This is a genomic window from Microbacterium sp. SLBN-146 (assembly GCF_006715145.1).
Lineage (GTDB): Bacteria > Actinomycetota > Actinomycetes > Actinomycetales > Microbacteriaceae > Microbacterium.
Map to the genome: position 1 here is coordinate 3,270,173 of NZ_VFMR01000001.1, position 13,644 is coordinate 3,283,816.

The 13,644-nt window shown below is 68.5% G+C and carries 13 protein-coding genes; 6 read left to right on the top strand and 7 right to left on the bottom strand.

Annotation, left to right across the window (positions count from 1 at the left end):
• The first annotated feature begins 25 nt into the window (after positions 1 to 25).
• Complete coding sequence (locus FBY39_RS14785) at positions 26 to 1,285, top strand: ATP-binding protein (protein WP_141933163.1); 1,260 nt, start codon at positions 26 to 28, stop codon at positions 1,283 to 1,285.
• On the top strand, positions 1,282 to 1,965 hold the full coding sequence (locus tag FBY39_RS14790; RefSeq protein ID WP_141933165.1) for a response regulator: 684 nt from the start codon (positions 1,282 to 1,284) through the stop codon (positions 1,963 to 1,965). Before FBY39_RS14785 ends, FBY39_RS14790 begins: the two co-directional genes overlap by 4 nt.
• Here FBY39_RS14790 and FBY39_RS14795 read toward each other — a convergent pair whose 3' ends face one another.
• Positions 1,966 to 3,939, bottom strand: coding sequence for a glycosyltransferase (locus FBY39_RS14795; RefSeq protein ID WP_141933169.1), 1,974 nt, complete (start codon positions 3,937 to 3,939; stop codon positions 1,966 to 1,968).
• A 139-nt stretch (positions 3,940 to 4,078) separates the two neighbouring features.
• Here FBY39_RS14795 and FBY39_RS16805 point away from each other — a divergent pair, with 139 nt between their 5' ends.
• On the top strand, positions 4,079 to 5,542 hold the full coding sequence (locus FBY39_RS16805) for a DNA/RNA non-specific endonuclease (protein WP_313901708.1): 1,464 nt from the start codon (positions 4,079 to 4,081) through the stop codon (positions 5,540 to 5,542).
• Positions 5,543 to 5,607: 65 nt separating this feature from the next.
• Here FBY39_RS16805 and FBY39_RS14810 read toward each other — a convergent pair whose 3' ends face one another.
• The 3 genes from FBY39_RS14810 to FBY39_RS14820 all read right to left on the bottom strand — a co-directional run bounded on the left by FBY39_RS14810 (position 5,608) and on the right by FBY39_RS14820 (position 8,482).
• Positions 5,608 to 6,258: a CE1759 family FMN reductase gene (locus tag FBY39_RS14810; protein WP_141933171.1), complete on the bottom strand. Its 651-nt coding sequence runs from the start codon at positions 6,256 to 6,258 to the stop codon at positions 5,608 to 5,610.
• Positions 6,259 to 6,260: 2 nt separating this feature from the next.
• On the bottom strand, positions 6,261 to 7,466 hold the full coding sequence (locus FBY39_RS14815; RefSeq protein WP_141934256.1) for an LLM class flavin-dependent oxidoreductase: 1,206 nt from the start codon (positions 7,464 to 7,466) through the stop codon (positions 6,261 to 6,263).
• A 128-nt stretch (positions 7,467 to 7,594) separates the two neighbouring features.
• Positions 7,595 to 8,482, bottom strand: coding sequence for an alpha/beta fold hydrolase (locus FBY39_RS14820; RefSeq protein WP_141933173.1), 888 nt, complete (start codon positions 8,480 to 8,482; stop codon positions 7,595 to 7,597).
• Between the two features lie 86 nt (positions 8,483 to 8,568).
• On the opposite strand from FBY39_RS14820, the gene FBY39_RS14825 reads away from it, so the two are divergent.
• Together FBY39_RS14825 and FBY39_RS14830 are read left to right on the top strand one after the other, a co-directional pair.
• Positions 8,569 to 9,729 carry an acyltransferase family protein gene (locus tag FBY39_RS14825; RefSeq protein WP_141933175.1) on the top strand — a complete coding sequence of 387 codons (1,161 nt, stop codon included), beginning with the start codon at positions 8,569 to 8,571 and terminating at the stop codon, positions 9,727 to 9,729.
• A 51-nt stretch (positions 9,730 to 9,780) separates the two neighbouring features.
• Complete coding sequence (locus FBY39_RS14830) at positions 9,781 to 10,797, top strand: isopenicillin N synthase family oxygenase (protein ID WP_141933177.1); 1,017 nt, start codon at positions 9,781 to 9,783, stop codon at positions 10,795 to 10,797.
• A 169-nt stretch (positions 10,798 to 10,966) separates the two neighbouring features.
• On the opposite strand, the gene rpsO is transcribed toward FBY39_RS14830, so the two are convergent.
• Positions 10,967 to 11,236, bottom strand: coding sequence for a 30S ribosomal protein S15 (gene rpsO / locus FBY39_RS14835; RefSeq protein WP_045276110.1), 270 nt, complete (start codon positions 11,234 to 11,236; stop codon positions 10,967 to 10,969).
• Between the two features lie 231 nt (positions 11,237 to 11,467).
• Here rpsO and FBY39_RS14840 point away from each other — a divergent pair, with 231 nt between their 5' ends.
• The gene (locus FBY39_RS14840) at positions 11,468 to 12,418 is read left to right on the top strand and encodes a DMT family transporter (RefSeq protein WP_141934258.1); all 951 of its coding nucleotides are present in this window, start codon (positions 11,468 to 11,470) and stop codon (positions 12,416 to 12,418) included.
• A gap of 49 nt (positions 12,419 to 12,467) precedes the next feature.
• On the opposite strand, the gene FBY39_RS14845 is transcribed toward FBY39_RS14840, so the two are convergent.
• Together FBY39_RS14845 and FBY39_RS14850 are read right to left on the bottom strand one after the other, a co-directional pair.
• Positions 12,468 to 13,025 carry a YceI family protein gene (locus FBY39_RS14845; RefSeq protein ID WP_141933179.1) on the bottom strand — a complete coding sequence of 186 codons (558 nt, stop codon included), beginning with the start codon at positions 13,023 to 13,025 and terminating at the stop codon, positions 12,468 to 12,470.
• Between the two features lie 239 nt (positions 13,026 to 13,264).
• The gene (locus tag FBY39_RS14850; RefSeq protein ID WP_141933181.1) at positions 13,265 to 13,633 is read right to left on the bottom strand and encodes an FKBP-type peptidyl-prolyl cis-trans isomerase; all 369 of its coding nucleotides are present in this window, start codon (positions 13,631 to 13,633) and stop codon (positions 13,265 to 13,267) included.
• Positions 13,634 to 13,644: the final 11 nt, after the last annotated feature.

Sequence of the window (13,644 nt, forward strand, 5' to 3'; positions counted from 1 at the left end):
ATCAGGCAGCGCTCGAGGAGGACGCATGAGCGAAGGATCACGCGCGAGCGGGAGCGCGGCGTCCCGCGTCTTCCTCATCGTCGCTGCCGCTGTCGTGCTGCTCGTCGGCGCGCTCGGCGTCGTTCTCGTCCTCGATGCGCAGCGCTCCGCGCGCGCCGAGGCGGAGGCGGTCACCGCTGCCACGGCGCTCACGCTCGCCGCCGCGCCCGATGTCGCTGCGGCACTCGCGGAGGACGAGTCGACGGCAGCGCTCCAGCCCGTCGCCGAGCGCGTCATGGCGACGGCGGGCGTCGACTTCGTCACGATCATGACCCTCGACGGCATCCGCGTGACGCATCGCGACCCCGGCGAGATCGGTCGGCCGTACATCGGGACGATCCCGGGCGCCGCACAGACGCTCACGGAGGAGTACTCCGGCACTCTCGGACCCTCCGTGCGGACGATCACGCCGATCCTGACCGGCACCGATCAGGTGGGGTGGGTTTCGGTGGGCGTCACGGTCGGCAGCATCGCGTCGGACATCGTCCCCCGGCTCCCCTCGGTGCTCGCGATCGTCGCGGCCGTGCTCGCCGCGGGAATCGTCGGCGCGATCCTCGCCCGGCGCACGACTCGGCGCGTCGCCGGCGATCTCCCTCCCGGGAGCATCCGCGATGCCGTCGCATCCTACGAGTCGATCCGCACGCTCGGCGAGGCGCTCCGCGCGCAGACGCACGAGCACGGCAACCGGATGCATACCGCGGTCTCGCTCATCGAGCTCGGTCGCACGCAGGAGGCGGTGGAGATCCTCACCGAGACCTCCCGCGAGAGCCAGAGCCTCGTCGACCAGGTCGCCGCCCGGCGCGACGGCGATCCGACGGTCGGCGCACTCCTCCTGGGGAAGGCTGCTCAAGCGCGGGAACGCGGCGTCGACTGGCGTGCCGACATCGCCCCCGATGCGCCCCGCAGCGTCCTCTCCCCCGTGGACGCCGTGTCGGTCGTCGGCAACCTCCTCGACAACGCGCTCGACGCCGCCGCCGCCGGTCCGACGCCCCGATGGGTCGACGTGTCGTTCGCACCGGATGCCGCGGGTCTGCGCATCACCGTCACCGACAGCGGCGAGGGTGTCCCCGAGGCGCTCCGCACCCGCATCTTCGAGCGCGGCTTCTCCACGAAACCGGCGGGCGCCGAGGGCCGTGGCGTGGGCCTGGCCCTCGTGCGGTCCATCGTCGACGGCGTCGGCGGATCCGTCACGATGACCGGGGACCCGACGACGTTCGTCACCGTGCTCCCTGCGAGGCGCTCGTGATCGGCGTGCTCCTCGTCGACGACGACGCGCTCACTCTCGAACTGCATCGCTCGTACATCGCACGCGTCGAGGGCTTCGTCGTCGTCGGCGAGTGCACCGGCGCCCGCGCAGCGGTATCGGCGCTCCTCGACCCCTCGCGTGCCGGGCTCATCGACCTCGTTCTGTTGGACATGACAATGCCCGATGGAACGGGGCTCGACGTCCTCCGCCACGTCCGGGCCGCGGGCGCCGACGTCGACGTCATCGCCATCACGGGCGTGCGCGAGGCCGACGTCGTGCGCCAAACGGTGAACCTCGGCGTCGCGCAGTACCTCGTCAAGCCGTTCGCCTTCGCGGTCTTCCGTGAGCGCCTGGAGCAGTACCGCCACTATCGTGAACGCGCGTCGCGCACCGAGGGTGATGCGACGCAGTCAGAGATCGACGGGCTTCTCGGGGCGCTGCGCCCCGCGGCGAGTGCCCCGCTGCCGAAGGGCCTCTCGTCGATGACGCTCGACCGTGTGACCGACGTCGCTCGCGAAGCAGGAGCTGTCTCGGCGCAGCAGACCGCCGAGCTCCTGGGCATGTCGCGTGTCGCCGCGCGCCGGTATCTCGAGCACCTCGCGGATGCGGGGCGCGTCGTCCGCGCACCCCGGTACGGCACTCCGGGACGCCCGGAGACCGAGTACCGCTGGAGCACCTGATCAGACGGCGCGCTCACGCGATCGGATGCCGTCCGCCCGCCGGATGAGGACATAGTCGTCGTGCTTCGCGACGAGTCCGTCTCCGGCGGTGCGGCCGCGGACTCGCCGCCACACCCAGGGAAGCGCGTCGCGTGTGAGCCACCCGCCCGAGACGGGAGTGTCGTCGTCGGCGTGGAGGGCGGCGTCGAGGCCGCCGAGGGCTTCCGCATCCGGGACCCCGAGGGCATCGGCGGCGCGGTACGCGAGGAAGCGGTGCCCGCGAGACCGCAGATGCACTTTGTCATCGGCCCACATGTCGAGCTTCCCGATCGCCGGATGCGCTTCGAGATCAAGAAGGAAGGCTCGATGCGCGGCAGCGATCCGGCGGAGTTCAGAAGCGTAGATCGCGAAGCGCGTCGCGAAGATCCTCGCGGAAAGCCGATGGGGAAGGAACGGCGTCACGACGAGGACGTCGATGTCGCACGCCCGCAAGCGACGGACGGATTCTTCGAACTCCGCGGCGAGCGCGACGGGATCCGCCCGACCAGCGACGAGATCGTTGGCGCCCATGAAGAGAGATACGAGGTCGGGCTTCAGCGCGAGGGCCCGCGGCACCTGGTCGCGTGTGAGGTCGCGGATGCGACGGCTCCGGACGGCGAGGTTCGCATAGCGCAGCTCCGCCCCCGCCGCGTCATCGTGGGCGAGAAGCTGCGCGAGCCGGTCCGCCCACCCGCGGTATGCCCCACCCGGCATTCGCGACGTGTCGCAGAGCCCCTCCGTCAGCGAATCGCCGAGGGCCACGTACTTCTCCCACCCCCTGCGCCTCGAGGATGCTGCGGCCACCGGCGCGGGCCGGGTCGCACCCCGCGCGAGCAGGGCGTCGTCGAGAGGACGCAGCAGACGGGCGTCTTCGTAGTGGGCGACGAGATCGCGACACAGCGACTCCCATGTGCGACCGGCGATCCCCTCGCGCGCGGCGGCCGCGAACGCCCGCCGCTTCGTCTGGTCTCCCGCGAGGTCGGCGACGCGCGCGCGGAGGTCGGCGACGTCCCCCGGCCGGTAGAGCCACCCGTCCACGCTCGATCGCACGAGGTCCACGGGGCCCCCGGTGCCCGTCGCGACGACGGGGACGCCGCTGGCGAGCGCCTCCTGGATCGTCTGGCCGAAGGTCTCGCTCTCGCCCGGATGCACGAAGACATCGAAGCTCGCGAGGGCCTCGGCGAGCGCGTCGCCGGAGAGGTGCCCGAGGAAGACGGCACCGGGGAGGGTCTGCTCGAGGAGCGGCCGAGAAGGACCGTCGCCGACGATGACGAGGCGCACACCCGGCAGATCGTTGAGAGCGGCGAGGTCGGCGACCTGCTTCTCGGGCGCGAGTCGTCCGACGTACCCCACGACGACCTCGCCGGCCGCCGTCGCGGCCCGCCAGGCGTCGCTCCGCTTGGCGGGATGGAAGCGCTCCGCATCGACGCCGCGACCCCACCGGCGCAGCCTGTCGACGCCCATCGTCTCCAGCTGCTGCAGGGACGACGTCGACGGGGCGAGGGTCATCGTCGCCCTCCGGTGGAGGCGTGCGATGTGGCCTGCGACCAGCGAGGTCGCGTGCGGCAGCCCGTACTTCTCGGCGTAGGCCACGACGTCCGTCTGGTAGACGGCGACGGTGGGCACCCGCAGGAGATCGGCGGCCGCGAGCCCCTGCCACCCCAGGACGAAAGGCGAGGCGAGGTGGACGACATCGGGCCCGAACTCGCGCAAGACGGCCGCGAGACGTGCCGCTCGCGCGAAGACGATGCGCACCTCGGGGTATGACGGGAGCGGAACGGAGCGCATGAGCTCCGCACGGGCGCCATGGAGATCCGCCGTCACCGGCCCGGACTTCGGCGCGATCACGAGCGTCTCGTGGCCTGCTCGGTTGAGCTGGCGGAGGATGTGGAGGACGGATCCCGTCACACCGTTCATGTGAGGCAGGAAGGACTCGGCGAGCACCGCGACTCTCATGTTCCCAGGGTGGGCGACGGGAACCGCCCCTCCCGCGCAAATCACGCTCGCACGCACACTGTTCACCGGATGCTCGACGAGGCGTCACCCGACGTCTGCCGTTCCGTCGTCGTTCACCGCGGGAAGGTACGACGTCAGTGTGATCGACGACCTCCTCGCTCAGGCGGCGCACAGCGCGTGGGCCCTCCCGGCCATGTTCGCGCTGGTGCTCGGTGACGCGTTCCTCGTCGTGATCCCCGGCGAAGCCGCGGTGTCGGCATTCGGCGCGCTGGCCGTGACGGCGGGCTCACCGCCACTGGCATCCGTCATCGGGCTCGCCGCTCTCGCCGCTTTCACGGGCGACGCCTGCTGCTTCCTCGTGGGGCGGACGGTCGGCCTCACCCGCTGGCGCTGGATGCGGACGACCCGCGTGCAAGCAGCCTTCGCGTGGGCCCGGGCACGCCTCCACCGCCGCACCGCCGTCGTCGTCTTCACTGCGCGGTTCATCCCGTTCGCACGACTCGCCGTCAATCTCGTCGCCGGCGCCTCCGGCGTCCGGCCGGGCCGCTATCTGGGCATCGTCGCGATCGCGGCGACCGCGTGGGCGGTGTACCAGGCCATCGTGGGCGCTGCTGTCGGCCTGATCCTCCCCGGCGGTCCGCTCGTCGCTGTCGTTGTCTCCGTCACGGTCGCGGTGGGACTCGGGCTGGCGATCGATGCGATCGTCGCGCGTATCGCCGCGCGCCGATCGCCCTCCATGACAGTGGAGCCCCCTGCGGTCTCCCGCACAGCACGAGAGGATGAGCGCATGATGGATGATCAGACCGGGTACGACCCGCGGTTCCTCGAGCGGGAGGTTCCCCTCCCGCTCCCCTCGGACGAGCGCGAGACCCAGGTGCTCACCTACCCGAGGTTCACCGTCGCCCTCGACACGGCGCGGCGGTTCGCGGCGGTGACAGCCGTCAACATCGACGGCGAGTCGCTCCTGGACCTTCCCCGTGCCGGCGAGTGGGACTTCGATCCCCGCATCCCGACGACCGTGCAGGCGGGGAACGACGTGTACCGGAACAACGACCTCGACCGGGGCCATCTCGTACGCCGACGCGATCCCGGCTGGGGCGAACCGGCCGAGGCCCGCGCGGCGATGGAGGCGACGTTCTTCTACACGAACGCCGCTCCCCAGGCAGCGGGGTTCAACCAGTCGAAGGAGCTGTGGCTCGGACTCGAGGACCACGTCCTCGCCTACGCCGAGGCCAACGACCACCGGGTGAGCGTCTTCACCGCTCCCGTGCTGGAAGACGACGACCCGCCGTACCGCGGGATCCGTGTCCCCCGACGGTTCTGGAAGGTCGCGGCATGGAGCACGACGGATGCCGCAGGAGCCCCCGCGCTCGCATCCGCGGGGTTCGTCCTCGATCAGTCGGATCTCGTCGAGGCGGCGACCTCACGAGCCGTCGCGCCCCTGGGCGGCTTCCGCACGTTCCAGGTGCCCGTCGCCGACATCGCCGACCTGGCGGCAGTCGACCTCGGTCCCCTCACCGACGGCGACACGCTGGTCGGAACGTCAGCGCGGGGAGGCTCCGTCTGGGTCCCGCTCGCCGCGCGCGACGACATCACGCTCTGAACCCCGTCGCACACGACGAAGGGGGCCCCGCCGCAGCGGGACCCCTTCGATGTCGCTGATCGGGGTCACTCGCCCGACAGGCCACCCAGCAGATGTCCGAACGAGCGTCCCTCGCCCAGATAGTTCGCCGGATCGAAGGGATCGGTCGACGTCTCGGGGGCTCGCCGAGCAACGGCATCCGCCAGTTCACGGGCACCGCGATCGATGCGCGCGCCCAACGGCGCGACCGCATCGGCGGCCGCTCCCCAGTCGCTCGACGCGGCGAAGACTCCCGTCGACACCGGCTCCGCGTGAAGGTACGTGAACAGGGGCCGGATCGCGTAATCGATCGCGAGCGAGTGCCGTGCCGTTCCGGCGTTCGCTCCGAGAAGGACGGGCTTGCCCGTGAGCGCATCGGGATCGATCACGTCGATGAACGACTTGAACAGCCCCGAGTAACTCGTCGAGAAGATCGGCGTCACGGCGATCAACGCGTCCGCCGAGACAACCGTGTTGATCATCGACTCGAGCGCCGCGGGGGCGAACCCCGTCAAGAGATTGTTCGTGATGTCGTGGGCATAGTCGCGCAGTTCGAACGTGTCGAAAGTCGCGACGATCTCACGATCGGCGAGCTCCTTCGCCGTCGCGGCCGCGAGCCGATCAGCCAGCATGCGGGTGGACGAAGGGTTGGACAGTCCCGCCGAAACGACGGCGATGCGTCGCGGTGCCGTAGTCATCGTCACGCCCCCTGTCGGAGTGCAGCGGCGCCGAACGCAGAGCCGGCAGGAGCCGGCGCGTCCTGATAGGGAGATCCCGCGGTCAGGTTGTCGCCGCGGTTCGCACCGGGTCGAGCCTCGCGGGCCGGTCCGTCACCATAGGCCGCCGCGACGCGGGCCGCGTGGGTCGGCGCGTCGGGGACCTCGGCCGGACGGTTCTTCTGCAGCTCGCGACGCAGCACCGGCACGACGTCGGCACCCAGGATGTCGAGCTGCTCGAGGACGGTCTTCAGCGGGAGCCCCGCGTGGTCCACGAGGAACAACTGACGCTGGTAGTCGCCGTAGAGGTCGCGCATGCCCGCGTAGCGGTCGATGACCTGCTGCGGCGATCCGACCGTCAGCGGCGTCATCTCGCTGAAGTCCTCCATACTCGGGCCGTGCCCGTAGACGGGCGCGTTGTCGAAGTACGGACGGAACTCACGCACCGCGTCTTGCGAGTTCTTCGCCATGAACACCTGTCCACCGAGACCGACGATCGCCTGCTCGGGCGTGCCGTGACCGTAGTGAGCGTACCGCTGGCGGTACAGCGTGATGAGGCGCTGATAGTGCTCGGCGGGCCAGAAGATGTTGTTCGCGAAGAAGCCGTCACCGTAGTAGGCGGCCTGCTCGGCGATCTCGGGGGTGCGGATCGAGCCGTGCCAGACGAACGGAGCGATTCCGTCGAGGGGCCGCGGAGTCGACGTGAAGCCCTGGAGAGGCGTGCGGAACTTCCCCTCCCAATCCACGACGTCTTCGCGCCACAGGCGGTGGAGGAGGTTGTAGTTCTCGATCGCGAGGGGAAGACCCTGACGGATGTCCTTGCCGAACCAGGGGTAGACAGGTCCGGTGTTGCCACGACCGAGCATGAGGTCGACGCGACCGCCGGCGAGATGCTGGAGCATCGCGAAGTCCTCGGCGATCTTGACCGGGTCGTTCGTCGTGATGAGAGTCGTCGCTGTCGACAGGACCAGGCGCTCGGTCTGGGCCGCGATGTACGCGAGGGTCGTCGTGGGGCTCGATGACCAGAAGGGCGGATTGTGGTGCTCGCCGACCGCGTAGACGTCGAGACCGACTTCCTCGGCGTGCTTCGCGATCGTGACGGCGGCGCGGATCTTCTCCGCTTCGCTGGGCGTCTGCCCTGTGGTCGGGTCCTCGGTGATGTCGCTCACCGAGAAGATGCCGAACTGCATTCCCGTCCAGGGCGTGGTGTCGTTCACGATCTCTTCCGCTTCCTGGATGCCTTCCGGCATCCATTTCTATGCAAGTGAATGTATCCCATGAAACGCAGGGCGGCCCGGAGTATTCCCGGCCGCGCCGATCATTCTCCTCCTCGCTCGAACATCCGGATCATGTCGCGGGCGAGTTGGTTCGGCGCCGTCTCGCACGGCGCATGGCCCGTCGGATAGACGGCGAGACGAGCGCCGATGCGCCGCGCCCACGACTCGTGCTGAGCCGTGGGCCACAGATCCTGTTCCCCGACCGCGATGAGAGCCGGGACGTCGATCGCCGCGAGCGCATCCGTGATGTCGGGCATCGTCATCATGAGGCCGACGACGTCGTCGATGCATGCGCGGGACGTCACGGCCATCCGCTCGCGCACGAAAGCGATTCGCTGCGGCGGCGTGCGATTGAGGTTGTAGCGGATGCCCCACAGGATGAGGCCCGCCGCACGGTGCGGCGGCATGTCGGAGATCAGGCCGATGTGCTTGACGCCGCGGAAGACCTGTCCCACGGCGGGCGGTGCGGACATCAGTGTCATGCTCGCGAACAGATCGGGTCGCCGCACGAGGGCGAGCTCGACCACCAGACCCGCGAAGCTGTAGCCCAGGACGTGCGCGGGCGTGCGCCCCGCCTCGAGCACCGCCACGAGATCGTCGACGAACAGGTCGTGGTCGAAGCGCTCACGCGCAGGATCGAGGTTCGCGGGCCCCGCACCGACCGACTCGTAGTGTCCCGCGATGTCGTAAGACTCCACGAGATAACCGGCGGCGGCGAGGACCGGCATGAGAAGGATGAAATCCTCCTTCGAACCCGCGACACCGGGCACGAGCACGACGCGCGGCGCCGACGGATCGCCGAGCCGCACGCGGGCCAGTCGTCCGCTCGGAGCGATGAACTCATCGCGCCTGGTGCCGTCCGGAAAGACGTGCCAGTCGATGTCCCCGATCGCCCGATCGCTGTTCTGCGCCTCATCGATGGTGGTCATGGCGCCGTCGACACTACCGCCGCACGCGCGCCGTTGCGCGAATCCCTCGCGGTGTCGCACGGTCGGGATATGGTGTGGATGCCGTCATGACCGATACATCGACAGCGGCCGAGGCCGCAGCATCCCGATCCCCCGACGCACCCGCGCCAGGAGGCACACGGGGCGCGAAACGACGCGTGCCCTTCTGGGACAACGCGCGATTCGCGTGCATCGTGTTGGTCGTCCTCGGGCATGCCGTCCAACGGCTCACCTACGACTCCGACATCGCGCTCGGGCTCTACCTCGTGGTGTACGCGTTCCATATGCCGGCGTTCGCGATCATCTCCGGCTACTTCTCCAAGTCCGACTCGCCCACGGCGCGCCAGATGGCGCGCGTCATCACCGACATCCTGGTGCCGTACGTCATCTTCGAGATGCTCTGGACCCTCACGAAGTGGCTCGTCGAAGGACAAGGCGACCCCAACCTCACTCAGCCGTCGTGGACCCTGTGGTTCCTGCTTGCGCTCGGGATCTTCCGGCTCGTGCTCCCCTACCTCGCGCTGCTGCGCTGGCCGCTCGCGTGGACGCTCGTGATCTCGATCGGCGCCGGATACCTCCCCAACGTCGGCTCGACGTTCTCACTGGCGCGCACGCTCGGGCTCCTGCCGTTCTTCGCACTCGGCTGGTGGCTGCACGAGCGCGACATCGTGAAGCGCTTCCGACTGCTGCGACCTCGAGCCTGGTGGTCGGTCTCGGCGGCCCTCGCCGTCTTCGTGTGCGCCGGCCTCACCGCGTGGTTCTTCATCGACGAGTGGCGTGCGATGAACCTTCGCGAATGGCTCTTCTATAACGAGAACTACTCGTCGCTCGGTGGCACGGAATGGTGGGCGGGCGGCGTTCGCCTGGCGCTCATGGGCGTCGCCATCCTGCTGTGCACCGCTTTCTTCCTCCTCGTGCCGCGAAAGATGCGCTTCTGGACGCACTTCGGGCAGTACACGATGTACGTCTACCTTCTGCACTCCTTCGTTCTCTACCCCTTCCGTGAGACCGGCGTGCTGCGAGACGCGGAACCCACGTGGTTGTGGCTCCCGCTCGTCCTCGTGGGTTCCGTCCTGATCGCGCTGGGGCTCGCGACGAAGCCCGTCCGCACGGTCTTCCGTCCTCTCATCGAGCCCCGTCCCGCGTGGCTCTTCGCCGACGCGTCGCTCGCGCGACGCGAAGGGCGACGCGCCGACCCCACCGGGTCGCGTCGTCCTCGATCCGGGTAAGACACTGAAACATTTGCCCACGCGGCGAAACGCACACTTAGCATCGTGTGCATGACCGAGCTCAATCTCCCCGTCCTGGATCTCTCGGAACTCGACAGAGGGCCGGAATCAGCGGCACGTTTCCGCGATGACCTCCGCACCGCGACCCACGAAGTCGGGTTCTTCTACCTCACCGGCACCGGCATCCCCGCTGAGCTCGAAGCGCGGCTCCACCAAGCGGCGATCGACTTCTTCGCACTTCCGGAAGAGGACAAGCTCGCGATCGAGAACGTCAAGAGCCCGCACTTCCGCGGGTACACGCGCGTCGGCGGGGAGCGCACGCAGGGCAAGGTCGATTGGCGGGAGCAGATCGACATCGGCCCCGAGCGCGATGCCGAGACCGACCCCGACGCCCCCGACTTCGCCCGCCTCACGGGCCCGAATCTGTGGCCGGACGCCCAGCCCGAACTCCGAGAGATCGTCGACGAGTGGCAGGACTACCTGATCGGGATCGCTCGCAAGCTGCTGCGGGCGTGGGCACTCGCGCTGGGTGCCGACGAGAGCTACTTCGATCAGCACTTCGGTGAGCCGTCGACGCTCCTCAAGATCGTGAAGTATCCCGGGAAGGACGACCCGACGCCCCAGCAGGGCGTCGGCGCACACAAGGACTCGGGCGTCCTCACCCTGCTGTGGGTCGAGCCGGGCAAGGCCGGTCTCCAGGTGGAGAAGGACGGTGTGTGGGTCGATGCCCCCAACGTCCCGGGGGCGTTCATCGTGAACATCGGAGAGATGCTCGAGTACGCGACGCAGGGCTACCTGATCGCAACCAACCACCGCGTCATCTCACCGAAGGCGCCGGCGAACCGCATCTCCGTGCCGTTCTTCTTCAACCCGGCACTCGACGCCAAGCTGCCTCTCATCGAGCTTCCCGCAGAGCTCGCCGCGCACGCGCGCGGCGTGACGCAGGATCCGACGAATCCCATCCACTCGCTCTACGGCGAGAACGCGCTCAAGTCGCGCCTGCGCGCGCACCCCGACGTGGCCGCCATCCATCACCCTGACCTCGTCGCAGCGCGCGCCACGTCCTAGCCGCCTTCCACCCCCGAGACCGGGGATCTCGCCGAGACACAGCGGCGTACCGCTTGGTGTCGGCGAGATCCCCGGTCTCGGCGTGTGAGCGGCGGATGCATGACGAAGGCCTCCCCACACCGTGGGGAGGCCTTCCAAGAATGTTTTGCGCGATTGAACGCGGAGTCGCTTAGCGGCGGAGTCCGAGACGCTCGATCAACGACCGGTAGCGGCTGATGTCGATGTCCTGGAGGTAGCCGAGCAGACGGCGACGCTGACCGACGAGCAGGAACAGACCACGACGCGAGTGGTGGTCGTGCTTGTGCTCCTTGAGGTGCTCAGTGAGGTCCTTGATGCGCTGCGTCAGCATTGCGACCTGCACCTCGGGGGATCCGGTGTCACCGGGGTGCGTCGCGTACTCTTCGATGATCGCCTTCTTGACGTCTGCTTCGAGTGCCATAGATGGGATCCCCTTCCTCTTCGTTGCGCGGCGCCCGGCACCTGATGTGCGAGCTCTCTTTCTCCGCGGCCGATCGAACGGCAACTGCACGAGTCTACCAGCGCCGCCGACTCGTGGCGAACTCGGCGTCACGCAGCAGGACAGCCATGCCTCGGCGGATTTCGGACGATGCATCCCACTGTCCCCCTGTGCCCGCGCGCGGCGCTCTAGAGTCAGCTGGTGACCACGACAATGCCCGTCCCGACGAGAGATGCCGCCCGCGGATCGAACACCTCGATCGCCGTCCAGTTCGTGCTGTGCGGGATCGTCTGGGGATCGAGCTTCCTCTTCATGAAGGTCGCACTGACGGGGATCTCACCCGCGCAGGTCGCATGGTCGCGCCTCATCCTCGGCGGGTTGACTCTCGCCCTCTTCGTGGCGCTAAGGCGGGATCCGCTCCCCCGACGTCCGAAGGTCTGGCTCCACATGGCGGTGCTCGCCGTCTCGTTCTGCGTCATCCCGTTCCTGTTGTTCTCGTGGGCGCAGCAGCACGTCACGAGCGGCCTGGCGAGCATCTACAACGCGACGACCCCGATCATGACCGCAGTCATGGCGTGGCTGGTGTTCCGCGTCGAGAAACTCAAGCCCGCTCAGATCGCCGGGATCATCGTCGGCATCCTGGGGGTGATGGTCATCATCGCCCCGTGGCAGGGTCTCGACCTGTCCCAGAGCCTCGTGGCGCAGTTCGCGATCCTCGGCGCGACGGCCTGCTACGGATTCAGCCTCGCCTACATGCGCAAGTTCGTCTCGAACACCGGCATGTCGGCGCTCGTCTTCTCTTTCCTCAACATCGGCATCGCCGCCGCGATCATGGCCGTGCTCACGCCCGTGCTCGTCCTCGAACCCGTCACGCTCGACCCCTGGATCGTGGGGAGCGTCGTCTTGCTCGGATGCCTCGGCACCGGCGTCGCCTACATCTGGAACCAGAACACCCTGCGGGCGTGGGGGCCGACGCGCGCCTCGACCGTCACGTACATCACTCCCATCGTGGGGGTCGTGCTCGGCATCGTCATCCTGCAGGAGCACATCACGTGGAATGAACCGGTGGGCGCGCTCATCGTCTTCGCGGGAATCCTGCTGGCGCAGAACCGCCTGCGCATCCCGACGCGGCGCAGCACTCCGCGCACCACCGTCTCGGAATGAGACGTGAATGGCCGGGATGCCGAAGCATCCCGGCCATTCACCGGTCGACTCACGCCTGGTGAGCGCCCTGCAGGTCGAGGGAGATCGTCACGTCCTTGCCGACGAGGACGCCGCCCGACTCGAGCGCCGCGTTCCACGTGAGACCGAAGTCCTCGCGGTTGATGACGGTCTTGGCCGTCGCGCCGGCCTTGTAGTTGCCCCACGGGTCCGATCCGAAGCCGCCGAAGTCGACCTCGAACGTGACGGGCTTGGTGGTTCCACGGATGGTGAGGTCGCCATCGACGAGGAAGTCGCCGTCCTCGATGCGCACGCCCGTCGAGACGAAGTCGATCGTCGGGTAGTTCTCGACGTCGAAGAAGTCCGCCGACCGGAGGTGCTGGTCGCGACCCTCGTCCTTCGTCGAGAGCGACGCGGCGTCGACGTGCGCGGTCAGCGAGGCCTCGAGCGGGTTCTCGGGCGCCGTGAGGGTTGCGCTCTTGATCGCGAATGCGCCACGGACCTTCGAGATCATCATGTGGCGGACGCTGAATCCGACCTCGCTGTGCGACGGGTCGAGGACCCAGGTTCCGACCTTGTAGCCGGGGATCTCGATGGTGTTCGTGGTCATAGGTTCTTCTCCTGGTATGTCGGGCCGGCGGTGCGGCAGCTCGAGGGTCCTAACGTCCTACCCTCTCATCTCTATTCCCGTGAATATTTCCTCCCCTGCTCACTTGTCGTGAATGGTGGGTCTCCGCCGCGCGAGGTCGCGATATGAGACGAGTGAACGGAGGGTGGAGCGGAGCTCCTCGGGGAACGCGGAAGGGCGGATGCCGCAGCATCCGCCCTTCGTGATCGTTCGGTGGCGTGTCAGGCGACGTCGATCAGATCGATGATGAAGATGAGGGTCTTTCCGCCGAGGAAGTGCCCGCCCGCGGGCCCGTAGGCGAGGTGCGGCGGGATGACGAGCTCGCGGCGTCCGCCCACCTTCATTCCCGGGATACCGTCCTGCCAGCCCTGGATGAGGCCGCGCAGCGGGAACTGGATGCTCTCGCCACGGCCCCACGACGAATCGAACTCCTCGCCGGAGTCGAACTCCACGCCGGCGTAGTGGACGGTGACGGTGTCGCCGGGCTTCGCCTCGGCGCCGTCACCCACGATGATGTCGCGGATCACCAGGTCGGCGGGGGCGGGGCCCGCGGGGGCGTCGAACTCGGGCTTCGTGCGGTCTGCAGTCATGCATCCATCCA

What these genes read in the sequence shown, in the direction of transcription:
- FBY39_RS14795 (WP_141933169.1), bottom strand. Translation starts at nt 3,939, where the DNA reads ATGAGAGTCGCGGTGCTCGCCGAGTCCTTCCTGCCTCACATGAACGGT.
- FBY39_RS14850 (WP_141933181.1), bottom strand. Translation starts at nt 13,633, where the DNA reads ATGACTGCAGACCGCACGAAGCCCGAGTTCGACGCCCCCGCGGGCCCC.
- FBY39_RS14825 (WP_141933175.1), top strand. Translation starts at nt 8,569, where the DNA reads ATGACCGATACATCGACAGCGGCCGAGGCCGCAGCATCCCGATCCCCC.
- FBY39_RS14785 (WP_141933163.1), top strand. Translation starts at nt 26, where the DNA reads ATGAGCGAAGGATCACGCGCGAGCGGGAGCGCGGCGTCCCGCGTCTTC.
- FBY39_RS14810 (WP_141933171.1), bottom strand. Translation starts at nt 6,258, where the DNA reads ATGACTACGGCACCGCGACGCATCGCCGTCGTTTCGGCGGGACTGTCC.
- FBY39_RS14840 (WP_141934258.1), top strand. Translation starts at nt 11,468, where the DNA reads ATGCCCGTCCCGACGAGAGATGCCGCCCGCGGATCGAACACCTCGATC.
- rpsO (WP_045276110.1), bottom strand. Translation starts at nt 11,236, where the DNA reads ATGGCACTCGAAGCAGACGTCAAGAAGGCGATCATCGAAGAGTACGCG.
- FBY39_RS14820 (WP_141933173.1), bottom strand. Translation starts at nt 8,482, where the DNA reads ATGACCACCATCGATGAGGCGCAGAACAGCGATCGGGCGATCGGGGAC.
- FBY39_RS14845 (WP_141933179.1), bottom strand. Translation starts at nt 13,025, where the DNA reads ATGACCACGAACACCATCGAGATCCCCGGCTACAAGGTCGGAACCTGG.
- FBY39_RS14815 (WP_141934256.1), bottom strand. Translation starts at nt 7,466, where the DNA reads ATGCAGTTCGGCATCTTCTCGGTGAGCGACATCACCGAGGACCCGACC.
- FBY39_RS14830 (WP_141933177.1), top strand. Translation starts at nt 9,781, where the DNA reads ATGACCGAGCTCAATCTCCCCGTCCTGGATCTCTCGGAACTCGACAGA.